This window comes from Citrobacter sp. UYEF32 (assembly GCF_040546205.1).
GTDB lineage: Bacteria > Pseudomonadota > Gammaproteobacteria > Enterobacterales > Enterobacteriaceae > Phytobacter > Phytobacter diazotrophicus.
The window spans coordinates 478,857-497,379 of the sequence record NZ_JBEPNI010000004.1 but is presented as its reverse complement, the minus strand read 5'-3'; the positions used below and the strand labels follow the sequence as shown (position 1 = coordinate 497,379).

Below are 18,523 nucleotides of genomic sequence, written 5' to 3'. Positions count from 1 at the left end.
AGAAAGGCAGTATCTTTCTCTTTTCATTTGCCTCGACCTTGTGTGTACATTGACTGTGTATAAATACAGTTACTGAACACACACAAGAGACGGGCCGCAATTCAAATAATAATGCTGGCTGGATGGTTGAGCGCAGATAAGCCTTCTGCATTGTTTTAAAATGATCGGACGATGATCAGAAGAAATCCCGGACACTTGCCGGTTATAGATATCTATTTAATTAATATTTAGCGTCATGTGCGGAATATTTAACCAGAAAAAATAAAAATACTGGCATAGTATAAATAAAACGAGTGGGCGGGCGGCTCCGTTTACGGCCTCTTTTTATTGCTGTATAACGGAAATGCTTAGCATGAAAACTATCGCAACATAATAAGATCGAACGGCAAAACAAAGGGTAAGGTTAAGGTAATGTCAGACGAGAGAATCTCCGATAAAGTCAAAAATGTGCAGTCATCTGCCATCCGCGAATTATTAAAACACAGCAAAATGGAAGGGGTTATCTCTCTTGGCGGGGGCATTCCTAATCCTGATCTCTTTGATCGCGAAGGGCTCCAGATGGCGATGGATAAAGTGTTATCCGTTTCCTGGAAAGATGCTTTTCAATATGGCCTGAGCGAAGGCAGCCCGGATTTGCGTGAGGCAATTTGCCAGCTTCTGGAACAGCGTCTGATTACCTGTAACCCTGATGAAGTCGTGATTACCTCCGGTTCTCAGCAGTCTCTGGATATGCTCGCCCGCGTGCTGATTAACCCTGGCGATGTCATTGTTGTGGAAAGACCCACCTATCTGGCCGCGTTGCAGGTTTTCCATCTGGCGGAAGCTCAGCTTGCATCTGTTGGTACAGACGGGGAAGGCATGAAGGTTGATGAGCTGGAAGAGCTGGTCAAAACCACCACCATCAAAGCCGTTTATATTGTGCCGACCTTCGGCAACCCTGGCGGGGTCACACTCTCTGATGAGCGCCGCAAAAAGCTGGTGGCGCTCTCTAAGCGCTATAACTTTGTCATTATCGAAGATGATCCCTATAGCGAAATTAATTTTACCGACAAACTGTTCAAGCCATTAACTGCCTGGGCAAAAGAGATAGACAACAGCGAGAACGTTATTTACACCTCGACGTTTTCCAAAATTCTGGCGCCGGGTGCGCGTGTCGGCTGGGTTGTTGCGCCGGAGTGGATTAAAAAGCAGATTGTGACCCTGAAACAGGCTACGGATTTGCATACCAGCTCCCTGTCGCAGTCGCTGGCCTATCACTATTTGCAGACGGGCCGCCTGCCTGAGCAGTTAAAAATTATCCGCGCTTCTTATAAAGATAAATGTCAGGTGTTATGCGAAGAGATCGAACGTGAACTGGGTGAGCATCTGACCTTTCACCGTCCGCAAGGGGGCATGTTCCTGTGGGCCAAATTTAAGTACGAGAAGAACACCACCGACTGGCTGAAAAAGACGCTGGCAAATGGCGTGGTCTATGTGCCGGGCGAGTTCTTCTATGCGGATAACCCGGATGCATCGACGCTGCGTATGTCTTATGTGTCAGTGGCGGATGAAAATCTCAGAAAAGCCGTCGCCCGCCTCAAAGCCTCTCTTGAATAAGTTCAGACATAAAAATACCATGTATCCCATCAGGGATACATGGTGAGTAAAGGGTTTATATCCCTATTCGCTGACATAAATGTGCCCGAGTGCGAACAGGTATTAAAACCAATCATCTAAATGCTTCGAGAATACTTCTACAACAAACTGTAAAAGTATTTCTACATAATGATTTTATTGTCCCTTTGCGTCAAATTCGAATCTTGAATCATATGATTCAAAAATAAGATAAATAACGCTCTGGATGTTTATGTGAATCCACTTTGGTAGATAGTGATACGGAATTTTTTAAATAACTTATTATTTACAGAGAGTTACGGGTTTTTTATGTCATCGTGTAAAGATTAACTCGTTGCATTATTAGCGACAGGGATCGCATATTAATAAATGCAGAATAAATGACTTTAATTATTTTTGGGTCGTTGATGTTTTATTTAATTTCATATCAAAGCCACCCTTCGTCTTTACATAAAAGCCACAAACGCATATCAAATTCCAGTTGATGATACTGAGGTTCCATATGGCAACATAATTGATAAAACGCTTTGTTGTGCTCTTTCTCTTTCAGGTGCGCCAGTTCATGCACCACGATCATGCGCAGAAAGGCTTCCGGTGCCTGGCGAAAAACGGTGGCGACGCGGATTTCTGCTTTCGCTTTGAGCTTACCGCCCTGCACGCGCGACACCGCGGTATGCAGCCCTAACGCGTTTTTGAGCACATGGATTTTGCTGTCATAAGCGACTTTGTTGATTTGCGGCGCGTTACGCAAAAACTGATTTTTAAAATCCTGCGTATAAACATAGAGCGCTTTATCGGTCGTGATGTCGTGCGTATCGGGGTAACGCTTGAGCAAAACCTCGCTCAGCCGATTTTGCGCGATCAGCGTTTGTACCTGTGCCAGCAGTGATTCGGGGTAACCCTGCAAATAAGTGAGTGTTGTCATGTTTAAGGGGTTTACAACTCCGGATAATTAAGCGATAAAACGCGCGAATTCTAGCACCCCGGAGGGTCGATGGGCCAGGTTGAGTTAATTGGACAGTCATTTGCATTAGAGCGTTTCCCACCCAATGCCGAAGAAGCGTCGTTACAGGCGTGGGATGCGGCAGATGAATATCTGCTAAATCAGGTAAATGAGACCGAAGGCACGACGCTCATCTTTAACGATAGCTTCGGCGCGTTGGCCTGTGCCCTGGCGGCATATCGTCCTGCCAGCGTGAATGACTCGTTTATCGCGGAGCAGGCTACCCGCCATAACCTGCGTCTGAACGGGATGGACGAAGACGCCGTAACTTTCCTGGATAGCCTGAGCGAACTGCCGGCTGCCCCTGCGCGCGTGCTGATTAAAGTACCCAAACAGCTTGCGCTGCTGGAGCAACAGCTTTGTGCGTTGCGTCGCGTCGTGACCCCACAAACGCAGATTATCGCCGGTGCCAAAGCGCGTGATATTCACAACTCCACCATGGCGTTGTTTGAAAAATACCTCGGCCCGACCACTACGTCGCTGGCGTGGAAAAAAGCGCGTCTGATCCACTGTACTTTTACTGCTCCGGCGGTAGCTGATGCGCCGCAGACCTATGACTGGCAATTAGAGGGAACGGACTGGACCATCCATAACCATGCGAATGTATTTTCACGCAGCGGGCTGGACATTGGTGCGCGTCTTTTCCTCAAGCATTTGCCGGAAAACGTGGAAGGGGAGATGGTCGATCTCGGCTGTGGTAACGGCGTGATTGGTCTGCAACTGCTGGCGCAGAACCCGCAGGCGCGTGTGCTCTTTACCGACGAATCCCATATGGCCGTGGCCTCCAGCCGCCTGAATGTGGAACGTAACATGCCGGACGCGCTGGAGCGTAGCGAGTTTATGGTCAATAACGGGCTGTCGGGTATTGAACCGGACCGTTTTGATGTGGTGCTGTGCAATCCGCCGTTCCATCAGCAAAGCGCCATCACCGATCATATTGCCTGGCAGATGTTCCACGATGCTCGCCGCAGCCTGAAATATGGCGGTGAATTAATTGTGGTGGGCAACCGTCATCTTGATTATTTCCGTAAGCTTAAGAAGATTTTTAGTAACTGCAGCAACGTGGCGTCTAACGGTAAGTTTGTGGTGCTAAAAGCGGTGAAATTGCGCAGACAGCGCTGATTTTCCCCCGGTGGCGCTGCGCTTACCGGGGCTACAAAAGCGCGCCCGAATACCGGAAACAACCCCTGGCCCGGATAAGGCGCTTGCGCCGCCATCCGGGTCGTCATAACACATCAAATCGTCAGCGCTAACGTCGTGCCCTGGGCTATCGCCCGGCGGGCATCAAGCTCCATTGCCACATCGCAGCCGCCAATCAAATGCACCGTTTTTCCCGCTGCCTGTAACGGCTCTGCCAGCTCGCGGCGCGGCTCCTGGCCTGCACACAGGATCACATTGTCTACCGCCAGCAACTGCGGTTCGCCGCCGATCAAGACATGCAGCCCCTCGTCGTCGATCTTCTGATAACTGACCGCCGGGATCATTTTCACCCCGCGCGACAGCAGGGTGGTACGGTGGATCCAGCCGGTGGTTTTCCCCAGACCTTCACCCGGTTTGCTGGCTTTACGCTGGAGCATCACGATCTTACGCGGACTTTTCGGCAACTGTGGGCCTTCCGGGCGCAAACCGCCCACATGGTTGAGGCTGGTATCGATGCCCCATTCCACACAAAATTCTGCGATATTCTGGCTGGTGGGTTCGCCCGGCTGGCTAAGATACATCGCGGTATCAAAACCAATTCCCCCGCAGCCGATAATCGCCACCTTCTCGCCGACCGGCACTTTATCGCGCAAAACGTCAAGGTAACTTAGTACTTTAGGATGGGTGATCCCCTCGATCTCCGGCGTGCGCGGCACAATACCGCTGGCGAGGATCACCTCGTCAAAGGCTTCCAGCATGGTGGGCTGCACAAACTGATTGAGCCGTAACGTCACGCCGGTGATGTCGATCATTTTGCGGTAGTAGCGCAGGGTTTCGTAGAACTCCTCTTTGCCGGGGATCTGTTTGGCGATATTGAACTGACCGCCAATCTCGGCAGCCGCATCAAACAGCGTCACGCTATGCCCACGGGCAGCGGCGTTGACGGCAAAGGCCAGACCGGCGGGACCTGCGCCAATCACGGCCAGCGTTTTCTGGCGGGTGGCTGGTGTGAGCGGCATTTTGGTTTCGTGGCAGGCGCGCGGGTTGACCAGGCACGAGGTCACTTTGCCCACGAAGATCTGATCGAGGCAGGCCTGGTTGCAGCCGATGCAGGTGTTGATCTCATCAGCGCGACCGCTTTGCGCTTTGGAAAGGATCCCGGCATCGGCAAGGAACGGGCGCGCCATCGACACCATATCGGCATCGCCGCGAGAGAGAATATCGTCTGCCACCTGCGGATCGTTAATGCGGTTGGTGGTGACCAGCGGGATGCCCACTTTGCCTTTCAGCTTGCGGGTAACCCAACTGAATGCCGCGCGCGGCACCGGGGTGGCAATGGTCGGGATACGGGCTTCGTGCCAGCCGATACCGGTGTTGATGATGGTCGCGCCCGCCGCTTCAACGGCGTTCGCCAGTTGGACGGTTTCCTCAAAGACGCCGCCGCCTTCCACCAGGTCGAGCATCGACAGGCGGTAGATAACAATAAAATCACGGCCTACCCGTTCACGCACCGCCCTGACCACTTCCACGGCAAAGCGCATTCGCCGGGCGTAATCGCCGCCCCATTCGTCTTTCCGCTGGTTGGTGCGTGCGGCGAGAAACTCGTTAATCAGATAGCCTTCTGAGCCCATCACTTCCACGCCGTCATAACCGGCCTGCTGTGCCAGATGTGCACAGCGGGCAAAATCGTCGATCAGCGCCAGGATTTCGTCATGACTCAGAGCGTGCGGGGTAAAACGGTTAATCGGCGCCTGAATGGCGGACGGCGCCACCAGGTTTGGCTGAAAGCTGTAACGCCCGGTATGCAAAATTTGCAGGGCGATTTTGCCGCCTTCCTGATGTACGGCATCGGTTATCAGGCGATGATGCGGAAGCTGATGTTCATCGTTAAGTACCGCACCACCCTGCATCGTTACACCCGAAAGCGCCGGCGCCACACCGCCAGTGACAATCAGCGCCACACCATGGCGTGCTCGTTCGGCATAGAAGGCCGCCAGCCGGGCCGCGCCGTCAGGGCGCTCTTCCAGACCGGTGTGCATTGACCCCATTAATACGCGGTTCTTTAACGTGGTAAAACCCAAATCCAGTGGGGCAAATAACGACGGGTAATGGCTCATATCGCTTCCAGTGTTAATTTTTTGTTATGTGGTCGGATGAGTTGTAATTTAGCGTTTGGCGGAGAAAAGGGAAAAGGGGAATGCGGCGATTGTGATGGGATTCAAAGATTGGTGCGGCCTGATGCCCTCACCCTGGCCCTCTCCCACGGGGAGAGGGGACCGATCGAGCGTTTCTGCCTCGCCGTAGCGCATCAGGGGTTGCGGCCTGGGCCCTCAGACAGAAAGACGGGGTGATGATGCGCGTACCAGCCCAGGTGCCTGCCACATGGATGTTGTCAGCCCGCTATCCACCAGACCAAGCTGATCGGCATACACCGCCTGCCACTTCTGCATCATCTCGTCATATAACTCGCGATGCTGCGGGTTCGGCGTGAACTCCCGGCTCCATTTCACCAGTCGTTCACCGGTTGCCGCCATATCGTCATACAGACCCGCCCCGACGCCTGCGGCAATGGCGCAGCCCAGCGCGGTGGCCTCTTTGACTTCCGGCACGCGTACAGGAAGGCCTGTGACGTCACTTAAAATCTGGCTCCACAGCGCCCCTTTTGAACCGCCGCCCGCAAACACCAGGCTGTCGAACTTCACGCCGGAAAAGCGGGAAATCTGTGCCAGGTTACAGGCTGAGACGATGGCGGCATTCTCTTCCAGCGCACGGAACAGCGTCGCTTTATTGCATTTTTCCGGGTCGATGGAGAGGTTAATAAACGACGGCGCCGCGTGGTACCACTGCTTGAAATGCATCGCATCGGAGAAGATCGGCATCACGCCGTGGGAGCCCGCCGGAACGCGAGCAGCCATCTCTTCCAGCAGGCTATAGGTGTCCATTCCCATACGCTCGGCAATCAATTTTTCTTCCGCGCAGAAGGCATCACGGAACCAGCGCATGGTTAAGCCGGTAAAGAAACTGATCGACTCCGCCTGCGCCATGCCTGGGATCACATGCGGGTTTACGCGAATATTCATCTCCGGGTCGGTCCGCACCTGCGGCAAGTTGACCACCTGTTGCCAGAATGTCCCCCCCAGCACTGCCGTCTGTCCGGGGCGTACCACCCCCAGCCCCAGACAACCCAGTTGGACATCGCCGCCGCCCATGATTACCGGCGTGCCTTCGCGCAGACCGCTCTCCTGTGCCGCCTCTCTGGTCACTTCGCCCAGCACGCTGCCGGTCTCTTTTACCGGCGAGAGAATATCGGCGCGCAGTCCGGCCATATCCAGCAGGGAAGGCCGCCAGTCACGGGTAAATAGATCGAGCATGCCGGTGGTGCCCGCGTTGGAAGGATCGACCGCCAGCCAGCCGGAAAGGCGCGCCGCCAGCCAGTCGCTGATCATGGTGATCGTGACCGCGTTGCGATAGATATCCGGGCGATGGTGAGCCAGCCAGAGCAGGCGGGGCATCGCGCTCAGGGCCAGCGTCTGCCCGGAGACCTCATAGACTTCGGATTCGAAGCGATCGTTGTGGATCTCTTTGAGTTCGGCCACTTCCCGGCTGGCGCGCGCGTCGACGTTGGCGCAGGCCCAGATGGCATCACCGTACTGGTCATACAGCACAATGCCTTCGCGCATGGAACAGCAGGCGATGGACTTGATATCCGCACCGGAAAGACCCGCGTTCGCCAGCGCCTGGCGAATGCACTGGCAGGCCAGTTGCCAGTTGGTGGCGAGATCGAACTCCATTGAGCCCGGCACATTTTCCACGCTCAGGTGTTTCCATTCCGCCTGGCCGACGGCAACCTGTCTCCCGGTTAAATCGAAGATCACTGCACGAATGCTGCCGGTCCCTGCATCTAACGCTAAAAGGTAACTCATGAGCTTGCCTCGCTGTTATCAGCGCAGCGCGGCAAGCGGCGCGTTATTGCGCCAACGCCAGGACCGCGCGTGCTGTTGTTTCTTCCGTCACCAGGCCATTGATACGGCGGCCTTTGAGTGCGGCATAAATCGCGTCTGCCTTTTCCACGCCCCCGGCGGCACCGATGATGGTCGGCAATTGCGCCAGCTCATCGAGGGTGACGCCGAGTAATTCCCGATGAATCTCCAGCCCTTCGACCCGTTCACCATCGGCCTGCAAAAAGAAGCCCAGGATGTCGCCGACGGCCCCTTTGCGCGCATACATCAGTTGTTCACCTTCGCTGATATAGCCCGAGCGCAGGATCGTGGCGTCGCGCTTCTGGTTCACTGATCCAATACCCACCACGGCAACATCGGCAGCGGTGGCGGCGAGGATCACATCCCGCACGCTCGATTCCCGTTTCAGGATCTCTGCCACCTCCGGCGACGATACGCGCAATGGCGCGGGGATCATGCTGACGCTACAGGCGGCATCCAGTTGGCCAATCCCGGTCATGTAGGGGCCGACCCCGCCGGAGAGCGTCACCAGGCGAATTTGCTGCGAACTGATAAACCCGCTCAGGTGCTGCAGACAACTCATAGTGGTTTCGCCAAATCCCACCGCCAGAAGCTGACCCGGCTCCAGCACTCCCATTAACGACTGTGCGGCGCCAATCCCGAGCCGCACGCTCATGGGCGGGGTATTCAGGGCTGGCAGCACGCGGGTCAGGCGTAAGCCAAACTGGCGTTGCAGCTCCGTTTCCAGCGCCAGACATCCTTCATACCGGGAGTTAATCTGTACGCGGATCACCCCGGACTGCCGCCCCTTCTCCAGCAGGCGCGAAATCTTGAGGCGCGGTAAACCCAGCCGCTCGCCGATATCGTTTTGTGTCAGGCCGTCGTGGTAGTAACACCAGGCCACACGGGCCACCAGCTCTTCTTCTGCCAGCGCCAGACCTGCAAAGCGTCCTTCTTCTAATGTTCTTTTTTCGCTCATATCTGAACTCTTATAAAAATTTAGATCATATGTTCGTGCTTGCCTGCGGTGAAAATGTGAGCCGCCTGGCAAAACAGATCTTTTGATGTCGCTGTTGGAATAGAGAGATCCAAATACATAAAAGTGTGATCACTGCACGGTTGTAAATATAGTTCACCGTCTACGCTTTTGAACATTATTGAAATAAAAAATCATTTGTTCAATAGCGGGGCTGCAATGAATCCACTGATTGAAGCGCGAGGTATCAATAAGCAATTTTCAGGCGTCACGGTCCTGAAAGGCATTGATTTCACGCTGTATTCAGGCCAGGTCCATGCGCTGATGGGCGGTAACGGCGCGGGAAAATCGACGCTAATGAAAATTATCGCCGGGGTGGAAACGCCAGACAGCGGTGAACTTTTCGTTTGCGGCAAGGCGTTTGCGCGCCTTAAGCCGAATCAGGCGCATCAGCTTGGTATCTATCTGGTCCCGCAGGAACCGATGCTGTTTCCCAACCTGAGCGTGCGGGAAAATATCCTGTTTCGCCTGCCGCGCAGCGCACAACATGACGCGTTGCTCACTGAGAAACTGCAGCAGCTTAACTGCCAGCTTAACCTGGAGGCTGCCGCCAGTACGCTGGAAGTGGCCGATCAGCAAATGGTGGAGATCTTACGCGGCCTGATGCGCGACGCGAAGATCCTGATCCTCGACGAACCCACCGCCTCTCTTACGCCCGGCGAAACTGACCGGCTTTTCCGCCAGATCCGCGCCCTGCAAGAACTGGGTGTTGGGATTGTTTTTATCTCTCATAAATTGCCGGAAATCCGCGCGCTCGCAAGCCACGTGTCGGTAATGCGCGACGGGGCAGTGGTGCTGAGCGGTGAAATCGCCAGCCTCGACGACAACGCCCTGATTACCGCCATGACGCCCGCGAGCCGCGAAAAAAGCTTAAGCGATACCCAAAAACTGTGGCTGGCGCTGCCGGGCAATCGCCGTACCCAGCCGCAGGATTTCCCGGTGCTGCGGGTGGATGATCTGACGGGGGAGGGGTTTATCGATCTCAGCCTTGAGATCCACGCCGGGGAGATCGTTGGTCTGGCAGGGCTGGTGGGATCCGGGCGTACCGAGTTTGCTGAAACTCTTTATGGCCTGCGCCCGATACGCGCGGGGCGTATCTGGCTGGAGAACCGTGAGATCAGTGGCGATTCCACCCGCGCACGCCTGGGGCGCGGGCTGGTTTATCTGCCGGAAGACCGCCAGGTGTCGGGGTTGTTTCTTGATGCCCCGGTACGCTGGAACACAGTTGCCCTGAATGAACCCTCTCTCTGGCAGCAGCGCAAACGTGAAGCTGCAGTGGTGGAGCGCTATCACCGGGCGTTGGGGATCAAGCTGAATCATGCGGATCAAATTGTCCGCACCCTCTCCGGCGGGAACCAGCAAAAGGTGTTGCTGGCGCGCTGCATGGAGGCCAACCCGCTGTTGCTGATTGTCGATGAACCGACGCGCGGGGTGGACGTGGCGGCGCGGGCGGATATCTATCAATTGATCAAAAGCGTGGCGGCGCAAAACGTGGCGGTGCTGATGATCTCAAGCGATCTGGATGAGTTTCCAGGGCTGGCCGACCGGGTGCTGGTTATGCATCAGGGCCGACTGAGCGGGGAACTGCCGCGCCATGCGGTGAGTGTGGATCGCATGATGACACTGGCTTTCGGCGGGGGACAGCCATGAAAACATTACTGAAAAACCGTGAGCTCAGCGCGTTTCTGGCTATCCTGGCGCTGTTTGTGGTGCTGGTGGCGCTGAACCCTTCCTTTTTCAGCCTGCAAACCGTGGGCATGATTTTCGCCAGTAGCCAGATCCTGATGTTGCTGGCGCTCGGCGCAACGCTGGTGATGCTGACCCGCAATATTGATGTGTCGGTGGGCTCTACAGTGGGGCTGTGCGCCATTGCCGTCGGGGTGGCGCTGAACAGCGGCTACAGTCTGCCTGTCGCCATGCTTTTCTCCCTGGCGATTGGCGCCCTGGCCGGGGCCTTTAATGGCCTGCTGGTGGTGGGACTGAAAATTCCGGCGATTGTGGCAACGCTGGGTACGCTCGGGCTGTATCGCGGGGCAATGTTGCTGTGGACAGGCGGTAAGTGGATTGAAGGGCTGCCTGCCAGTCTGAAATCACTCTCTGTGGCGGGGGCGACGGGGGTTTCCCCTCTGGGCTGGCTGGTGCTGCTGATGCTCGGCGCAGGGACCTGGGTACTGGCGCGCACGGCGTTTGGCCGCGACTTTTATGCGGTGGGGGATAATCTCGCGGCCGCCCGCCAGCTCGGTGTCGGTGTGAACCGCACGCGGATGCTGGCCTTCACCCTGAACGGCGTGCTGGCGGCCTGCGCCGGGATTGTCTTTGCCTCGCAGATTGGCTTTGTACCGAATCAGACCGGCAGCGGGCTGGAGATGAAAGCCATCGCCGCCTGCGTGCTCGGCGGTATCTCGCTGCTCGGCGGGACGGGAACGCTTGTCGGCGCGTTTCTCGGTGCCTTTTTCCTCACCCAAATCGACACCGTGCTGGTGCTCTTTAAGCTCCCGGCCTGGTGGAATGACTTTATCGCGGGTCTGGTGCTGCTCGGCGTGCTGGTGCTGGACGGACGTTTACGCCAGGCGCTGGCCCGCCATCAACGGCAACTGAAATACAGCCGCTTTATGCCCGGCAATAAGGGGAGCAAAAACGTGGCCCCTTTTCCCAAACGTAAAAACAAAGAGGTGGCGTAAATGAAGCTCAACTGGGAATTTGCGCTGCTGCTGTTACTGGTGCTGGAGATCCTGCTTTTTGGCGCGCTGAACCCGCGCATGCTGGACGTCAATATGCTGCTGTTCAGCACCAGTGATTTTATCTGTATTGGCATTGTGGCGCTGCCGTTGACGCTGGTGATCATCAGCGGCGGTATCGATATCTCGCTTGGCTCGACTATTGGCCTGTGCGCCATCGCGCTGGGAGTGATGATGCAGGCGGGCTGGCCGATGAGCGTGGCCATAGTGCTGACGCTGGCGCTTGGGCTGCTATGCGGGCTGGTCAACGCGGCGTTGATTCACTACACCGGCATCAGTCCGTTGGTCATTACCCTCGGCACGCTTTATCTCTATGGCGGTGGCGCGCTGTTGCTCTCCGGCATGGCGGGCGCGACGGGTTATGAAGGTATCAGCGGTTTCCCGGATAGCTTTACCGCCTTTGCCAATCTCACTTTGCTGGGCCTGCCCGTACCGCTGGTGCTGTTTGCGGTGATCACGCTGTTTTTCTGGCTGATCACGCACCGGGCGCGTTTTGGCCGTCACCTCTTTTTACTCGGGCAGAACCCGCGTGCGGCGCGCTATGCGGCGCTGTCGGTGAACGGTATGCCTTACGCACTTTACGGGCTGGTCGGGGTGGCATCGGCCATTGCCGCCGTGGTGCTGGTCTCTTATTTCGGTTCAGCGCGTTCCGATCTGGGGCGCGATTTGCTGATGCCTGCACTTACCGCCGCAGTGTTGGGCGGGGCCAATATTTATGGCGGTTCAGGTTCGGTGCTGGGTACTGCGCTGGCAGCGTTGCTGGTGGGGTATTTACAGCAGGGGTTACAGATGGTCGGCATCCCCAACCAGGTGTCGAGCGCGTTGTCAGGGGCGCTGTTGGTGGTGGTGGTGATGGGACGTTCGCTGAGTCTGCACCGGGAATGGGTGCGTATGACCTGGCATCGGGTTCTCTCGCGTTAATTTTTTGGAGCATGAGATGAAGACAAAACTGATAGTGCAACTGAGCGCGCTGGCGCTGGCGGGTAGCGTCATGGCTGCCCAGGCGGCTGACCGTATCGCCTTTATTCCCAAACTGGTTGGGGTGGGCTTCTTCACCAGCGGCGGCAACGGCGCGAAAGAGGCGGGCAAAGACCTGGGTGTGGATGTGACCTATGACGGCCCGACCGAACCGAGCGTTTCCGGCCAGGTTCAGCTCATCAACAACTTCGTCAACCAGGGCTACAAGGCCATTATTGTCTCCGCGGTTTCGCCGGATGGGCTGTGCCCGGCGCTGAAACGGGCGATGCAGCGCGGTGTGAAAGTGCTGACCTGGGACTCCGATACCAAGCCTGAGTGTCGCAGCATCTACATCAATCAGGGGACGCCAGAGCAACTGGGTGGTCTGCTGGTGGAGATGGCTTCAAAACAGGTAACCAAACCGAATGCCAAAGTCGCTTTCTTCTATTCAAGCCCAACGGTGACCGACCAGAACCAGTGGGTAAAAGAGGCGAAAGCCAAAATCGAGAAAGATCATCCCCAGTGGCAAATCGTCACCACCCAGTTTGGCTATAACGATGCGACCAAATCGCTGCAAACCGCAGAAGGGATCTTAAAAGCGTATCCGGATCTGGACGCGATCATTGCGCCGGATGCCAATGCTCTGCCAGCGGCAGCGCAGGCTGCGGAGAACCTGAAACGGGAAGGGGTGGCGATTGTCGGCTTTAGTACCCCGAACGTCATGCGCCCGTATGTAGAGCGCGGTACGGTGAAAGCCTTTGGCCTGTGGGATGTGGTGCAACAGGGGAAAATTTCGGTGAATGTCGCCGAACATCTGCTGAAAAAAGGCGATCTTAACGTGGGCGACAGCGTCGACGTGAAAGATATCGGCACGCTTAAAGTCGAGCCAAACAGCGTGCAGGGCTATCAGTATGAAGCGAAAGGCAACGGGATTGTGCTGCTGCCGGAACGCGTGGTGTTCACCAAAGAGAACATTGGCAAATACGACTTCTGATGGGAGGAAACGATGGCGGATTTAGATGACATCAAAGATGGCAAAGATTTTGGCCTCGACCGGCCGCAACAGAATGTGCCGTTTACGCTTAAAGGCTGCGGGGCGCTGGACTGGGGGATGCAGTCGCGTCTGTCGCGCATCTTCAACCCGAAAAGCAACCGCACGGTGATGCTGGCGTTTGACCACGGCTATTTTCAGGGGCCGACTACCGGCCTTGAGCGTATCGATTTATCCATCGCCCCGCTGTTTGGCGAAACGGACGTGCTGATGTGTACCCGTGGGGTGCTGCGAAGCCAGGTGCCGCCCGCTACCAATAAACCGGTGGTGCTGCGGGCGTCGGGAGGTAACTCTATTCTGACCGAACTGTCGAACGAGTGCGTGGCGGTAGCGATGGAGGATGCCCTGCGGCTGAACGTCTGTGCGGTGGCGGCCCAGGTTTATATCGGCAGCGAGCATGAGCATCAGTCGATCAATAACATTATTAAGCTGGTGGATGCCGGGAACCGTTACGGTGTCCCTACGCTTGCGGTCACCGGCGTCGGCAAAGAGATGGCGCGGGATGCACGCTATTTTTCACTGGCCAGCCGTATCGCCGCCGAGATGGGGGCGCAGTTTGTCAAAACCTACTTTGTCGAAGAGGGGTTTGAGAAAGTCACCGCCAGTTGCCCGGTGCCGATTGTGATTGCCGGGGGCAAGAAATTGCCTGAGCTGGAGGCATTAGAGATGTGTTTTCGCGCCATCGACCAGGGGGCGTCCGGCGTGGACATGGGGCGCAATATCTTCCAGTCCAGCGCGCCGCTCGCCATGCTCAAAGCAGTAAAAAAAGTGGTACACGAGAATATGAGCGCCCGTGAGGCGTATCAGTTCTGGCAGGAAGAGAAACAGGGAGAGCAACAATGAATGTGACGCTGGTGGAAATTAACATCAAGCCGGACAAGATCGATGAGTTTCTTGAGGTGTTTCGCGCCAATCACGAGGGGGCAGTGAAGGAGCCGGGAAATCTGCGTTTTGATGTGTTGCAGGATCCGAAAGTGAAGACGCGGTTTTTTATCTACGAGGCGTATAAGGATGAGGCTGCTGTGCTGGCTCACAAGGAGACGCCGCACTATCTGGCCTGCGTGGCGAAGCTGGAAGATCTGATGTCGGAGCCGCGTAAGAAAAGGGCGTTTGTGGGGCTGATGCCGGAATAGCGGTTTGGAGTGGTGCGCGGTGTTTACCTCACCCTGACCCTCTCCCCAAAGAGGAGAGGGGACCGTTCGTGCTCGCATTTTTGTGGGGATTCCTCAACCCGACAGGGAAGAGGGAACCGATCGAGCGGGTGGGGGCTGTTTTTCACCCTCTCCCTTGAGGGAGAGGGCAGGGGTGAGGGGGAGAAGGGCGCACCGTCTTTACGCTTCTTCCACCGCCACGCGCATCGCTGCCAGCGCGGTGCGTGCCGCTTTGAGTACCTGTTCACACTGTTCAATCGTCAGTGTTAACGGCGGTTCAATACGAATAGTTTTCGAATTGTTGAGTGTCCCGGCAACCAGTACACGCTGGCGGAACATCTCGCTCGCAAACGTATAGCCGATTTCGTTATCCACAAACTCGATAGCCATCAGCATCCCTCTGCCGCGTGCATCCTGCACCAGGTCCGGGTATTCACGCGCCAGCAGGCGGAAGCCGTCAAGCAGCATGTCACCTTTCTGCTCTGCCTGTGCCGGTAAGTTCTCTTCCAGCAGCACGTTGATGGTCGCCAGCGCGGCCGCACAGGCCAGCGGGTTACCGCCAAACGTAGTGGTATGCAAGAAAGGATTATCGAACAGGACGGAGAAGACCTCTTCGGTCGCGATAGTCGCGCCGATCGGCATCACGCCGCCGCCGAGCGCTTTCGCAAGACATAAAATGTCCGGCTGGACGTTCTCATGCTCGCAGGCGAACATCTTGCCCGTACGGCCCATCCCGGTCTGCACTTCATCAAAGATAAGCAGCGCACCAAACTCATCACACAGCTTACGCACGGCCGGCAGATAACCCTGCGGTGGCAGGATAACGCCGCCTTCGCCCTGAATGGGCTCAAGGATCACCGCAGCGACATCATCGCCGGTTTTATGACATTCACTGAGCAGGGTACGCATGGCCTCGATATCGCCAAACGGCACATGACGGAAGCCCGGCAGCAACGGCATAAACGGTTTACGGAAGGTCGATTTCGCCGTCGCAGACAACGCACCCAGGGATTTACCGTGGAACGCGCCGCTGGTCGCGACAAAGGTAAATTTGCCCCGTGGCGACTGATACGCTTTAGCGAGCTTTAATGCCGCTTCGACGGATTCCGTGCCGCTGTTGCTAAAGAAGCTGTATTTGAGTTTGCCTGGGGCTAATGCCGCCAGCGTTTTTGCCAGCATCGCCCGCAGTGGGTCGAGAAGCTCCTGGCTATGCAGAGGTTGTTTTGCGAGTTGATTCTGTACGGCGGAAACCACTACTGGATTACGGTGCCCCACATTGAAGATACCAAACCCACCCAGACAATCTAAAAACTCCTGTCCCTGGGTGTCGACAAGCGTATTCAAACTTCCCGCTTGCCACTCTACGGCTCCGTAATCCCCGCCGGCAGTAACAGATTTTCGATACTCTAAAAACCCCGGATTGACATGCTCTTTAAAGTATTCTCGTACCTCTCGGTTTAATTCTTTCATCTCCTCATGATCAAGCTTTCGTTTCTCTATGAGGTTCAGTGCGTGTGCGCTGCAGGCAAGAGCCGATGCGCTGGAAGGTAATCTGTTCAAAATATGCTCCCGGGGCTCGCGTATCACATGATACTGATTTAAGTATTGCAGGGATTGCGCCACATCGAAGCCGTAAATGAAAATCGGGATAAACACCAGGGAAAAATGCATTTGTACGAGATTAGATCCCGGATCTTACCCTTTGTTACGCTCTGAAATAGAGGAAAAGAAAACGCGCAGTGCGCGTTTTTTAAGCGAAATGCACCGTGGTGGTGCGATTATTGCCTCATTTTCGCGCAGCGATAAATCAGGAAAACTTGGTAGTTTCAAGGCGTTACTATATAAATCAGCAGCTTAAAAACATACAAATAGTGCGGTTTAATCGCAAATTGCGATCTAAATCAAATTTAACAACTAAAGATAAATTCATTATCGCCGAAATAACATTCGATAAAATTTTTAACAGCCGAATAACTTGCAAAGGATGCTTATCATGTCTGCTCCGCCGTTTGTCACGCAACGGGAATACACCCTTGATGCTGACACCACCCTAATGTCAACCACCGATTTGCAAAGCTATATCACCCACGCCAATGACACCTTCTCTCAGGTAAGCGGCTTTGAGCTGGACGAACTGATCGGCCAGCCGCACAACCTGGTACGCCACCCTGATATGCCGAAAGCCGCCTTTGCGGACATGTGGTACACCCTGAAACAGGGCGAACCCTGGAGCGGTATTGTTAAAAATCGCCGTCGGAATGGCGATCATTACTGGGTACGGGCTAACGCTGCGCCAATGGTGCGTAACGGAAAAGTGACGGGCTATATGTCCATTCGTACCCGCGCCACCCAGGAAGAAATTGCCGCTGTCACACCTTTATATAAAGCCATTCAGGAAGGGCGAGCTAAAAAGCGGATCCATAAAGGGCTGGTGGTTAGCCGGGGCTGGCTGGGTAAACTGCCCTCTCTGCCATTACGCTGGCGGACACGCGGGGTGATGGCGCTCTTGTGGATGGTGCTGGCGGCTGGTCTGTGGCTTTCCGGGAATGGTCCGGCGACGATTTTGTTGAGTGCCGCGATCTTGCTGTTGGGCTGTGCCTGCCTTGAATGGCAAATTGTGCGTCCGGTTGAGGAAGTCGCCCGTCAGGCCCTTAGCGTGGCGACCGGTGAACGTAACAGCGTGACGCATCTGAAACGTAGCGACGAACTGGGTCTTACTCTGCGGTCCGTTGGGCAGTTGGGGTTAATGTGTCGCTGGCTGATTCACGATGTTTCCGGTCAGGTGAGTAGCGTGCGCAGCGGTAGCGAAACGCTGGCAAAAGGTAACGACGATCTGAACGAGCGTACTCGGCAGACCGTCGTCAATGTGCAGCAGACCGTTGCCACGATGAGCCAGATGGCCGCCTCGGTGCAAAATAATTCCCATACCGCAACAGAGGCTGACAAACTCTCCAGCTCCGCCAGCAGCGCGGCGGCGAATGGAGGAAAAGCGATGGAAACGGTGGTGAAAACGATGGACGAAATTGCTGACAGTACGCAGCGCATCGGTTCAATCACCGCATTGATTAATGACATTGCTTTTCAGACCAACATCCTGGCGCTCAATGCCGCAGTGGAGGCCGCCCGTGCCGGTGAACAAGGCAAAGGCTTTGCGGTGGTGGCCGGGGAAGTTCGCCACCTTGCCAGCCGTAGCGCCAGTGCGGCAAATGATATTCGCAAGTTGATTGATGCCAGCGCCAGCAAAGTGCAATCGGGCTATGAACAGGTCCATGCGGCAGGCAGGACGATGGACAATATCGTCACCCAGGTTCAAAACGTGACCTCCCTGATTGGCCAGATTAGCCAGTCAACTTCTGAACAGGCGCAAGGGCTGTCAGAGCTGACACATGCCGTGGCAGAGCTGGATACCATCGCGCAAAAAAATGCCGGGCTGGTAGCCGAAAACGCCAATGTTTCCTCAATGGTAAAACACCGCGCCAGCCGTTTGCAGGACGCCGTTTCCGTGCTGCATTAATTCTTCTCCCTCTCTATTTATAGAGAGGGAATTTTCTCTTTGTATTTATTTAATCTTGTTTTTTATATGGTTATATTGCATCTTTTAATTTGTTCTATTTATATTTATAAAATGTTAAGTTAATATTAAATATAGTTTCTTTTTTGATCAATTATATTCCATTTAATTTAACTTGTTATTCCTATTAAAAGACAATTAAGTGGCGTTAATATACGTTGCGCAACTTCTTCCCTCAGAACATATAACGATCGATAGATCTCAATTAATAGCTGATAACTATCAGAATAATCACAACTGAAATAAAAAAAACGATCAATCTCATAAAGTTAGCGCAGCGGTTACCGATAACATGCAGTGGAG

15 protein-coding genes are annotated in these 18,523 nt (G+C 55.1%); 10 read left to right on the top strand and 5 right to left on the bottom strand.

The window, feature by feature from the left end; all coding sequences use genetic code 11:
* Window positions 1-411 precede the first annotated feature (411 nt).
* The gene (locus ABIB59_RS13690) at window positions 412-1,596 is read left to right on the top strand and encodes an aminotransferase-like domain-containing protein (RefSeq protein ID WP_039077542.1); all 1,185 of its coding nucleotides are present in this window, start codon (window positions 412-414) and stop codon (window positions 1,594-1,596) included.
* A 445-nt stretch (window positions 1,597-2,041) separates the two neighbouring features.
* Here ABIB59_RS13690 and ABIB59_RS13685 read toward each other — a convergent pair whose 3' ends face one another.
* Entirely contained in the window at window positions 2,042-2,539 is a 498-nt protein-coding gene (locus tag ABIB59_RS13685; RefSeq protein WP_039077543.1) for a M48 metallopeptidase family protein, read from the bottom strand.
* A 69-nt stretch (window positions 2,540-2,608) separates the two neighbouring features.
* Here ABIB59_RS13685 and rlmG point away from each other — a divergent pair, with 69 nt between their 5' ends.
* The gene (gene rlmG, locus ABIB59_RS13680) at window positions 2,609-3,739 is read left to right on the top strand and encodes a 23S rRNA (guanine(1835)-N(2))-methyltransferase RlmG (protein ID WP_354035800.1); all 1,131 of its coding nucleotides are present in this window, start codon (window positions 2,609-2,611) and stop codon (window positions 3,737-3,739) included.
* Between the two features lie 113 nt (window positions 3,740-3,852).
* On the opposite strand, the gene ABIB59_RS13675 is transcribed toward rlmG, so the two are convergent.
* The 3 genes from ABIB59_RS13675 to lsrR all read right to left on the bottom strand — a co-directional run bounded on the left by ABIB59_RS13675 (window position 3,853) and on the right by lsrR (window position 8,695).
* Window positions 3,853-5,874: an NADPH-dependent 2,4-dienoyl-CoA reductase gene (locus ABIB59_RS13675; protein WP_169038779.1), complete on the bottom strand. Its 2,022-nt coding sequence runs from the start codon at window positions 5,872-5,874 to the stop codon at window positions 3,853-3,855.
* Between the two features lie 213 nt (window positions 5,875-6,087).
* Window positions 6,088-7,680, bottom strand: a complete 1,593-nt coding sequence (gene lsrK / locus ABIB59_RS13670; RefSeq protein WP_079497077.1) for an autoinducer-2 kinase — start codon at window positions 7,678-7,680, stop codon at window positions 6,088-6,090.
* Window positions 7,681-7,723: 43 nt separating this feature from the next.
* Window positions 7,724-8,695 (bottom strand): transcriptional regulator LsrR, encoded by a 972-nt coding sequence (gene lsrR / locus ABIB59_RS13665; protein WP_039078174.1) that lies wholly within the window; start codon window positions 8,693-8,695, stop codon window positions 7,724-7,726.
* A gap of 216 nt (window positions 8,696-8,911) precedes the next feature.
* Between lsrR and lsrA the strand changes: the two genes are divergently transcribed.
* Genes lsrA through lsrG form a run of 6 tightly spaced genes read left to right on the top strand, consistent with a single transcriptional unit; the run spans window position 8,912 to window position 14,631 of the window.
* On the top strand, window positions 8,912-10,402 hold the full coding sequence (gene lsrA, locus ABIB59_RS13660; protein WP_354035797.1) for an autoinducer 2 ABC transporter ATP-binding protein LsrA: 1,491 nt from the start codon (window positions 8,912-8,914) through the stop codon (window positions 10,400-10,402).
* The gene (gene lsrC / locus ABIB59_RS13655; RefSeq protein ID WP_132438544.1) at window positions 10,399-11,433 is read left to right on the top strand and encodes an autoinducer 2 ABC transporter permease LsrC; all 1,035 of its coding nucleotides are present in this window, start codon (window positions 10,399-10,401) and stop codon (window positions 11,431-11,433) included. Before lsrA ends, lsrC begins: the two co-directional genes overlap by 4 nt.
* Entirely contained in the window at window positions 11,434-12,411 is a 978-nt protein-coding gene (lsrD, locus tag ABIB59_RS13650; protein WP_039078171.1) for an autoinducer 2 ABC transporter permease LsrD, read from the top strand.
* Between the two features lie 16 nt (window positions 12,412-12,427).
* On the top strand, window positions 12,428-13,441 hold the full coding sequence (lsrB, locus tag ABIB59_RS13645) for an autoinducer 2 ABC transporter substrate-binding protein LsrB (RefSeq protein WP_071194480.1): 1,014 nt from the start codon (window positions 12,428-12,430) through the stop codon (window positions 13,439-13,441).
* Between the two features lie 12 nt (window positions 13,442-13,453).
* Window positions 13,454-14,341: a 3-hydroxy-5-phosphonooxypentane-2,4-dione thiolase gene (gene lsrF, locus ABIB59_RS13640; protein ID WP_071194481.1), complete on the top strand. Its 888-nt coding sequence runs from the start codon at window positions 13,454-13,456 to the stop codon at window positions 14,339-14,341.
* The gene (lsrG, locus tag ABIB59_RS13635) at window positions 14,338-14,631 is read left to right on the top strand and encodes a (4S)-4-hydroxy-5-phosphonooxypentane-2,3-dione isomerase (protein WP_108700590.1); all 294 of its coding nucleotides are present in this window, start codon (window positions 14,338-14,340) and stop codon (window positions 14,629-14,631) included. The genes lsrF and lsrG overlap by 4 nt, the downstream gene beginning before the upstream one ends.
* Window positions 14,632-14,829: 198 nt before the next feature.
* On the opposite strand, the gene ygjG is transcribed toward lsrG, so the two are convergent.
* Window positions 14,830-16,209 carry a putrescine aminotransferase gene (gene ygjG, locus ABIB59_RS13630; RefSeq protein ID WP_047373471.1) on the bottom strand — a complete coding sequence of 460 codons (1,380 nt, stop codon included), beginning with the start codon at window positions 16,207-16,209 and terminating at the stop codon, window positions 14,830-14,832.
* Window positions 16,210-16,351: 142 nt separating this feature from the next.
* Here ygjG and ABIB59_RS13625 point away from each other — a divergent pair, with 142 nt between their 5' ends.
* Entirely contained in the window at window positions 16,352-16,507 is a 156-nt protein-coding gene (locus tag ABIB59_RS13625; RefSeq protein WP_158276533.1) for a hypothetical protein, read from the top strand.
* Window positions 16,508-16,642: 135 nt separating this feature from the next.
* Window positions 16,643-18,163, top strand: coding sequence for a methyl-accepting chemotaxis protein (locus tag ABIB59_RS13620; protein WP_039078167.1), 1,521 nt, complete (start codon window positions 16,643-16,645; stop codon window positions 18,161-18,163).
* Window positions 18,164-18,523 lie beyond the last annotated feature (360 nt).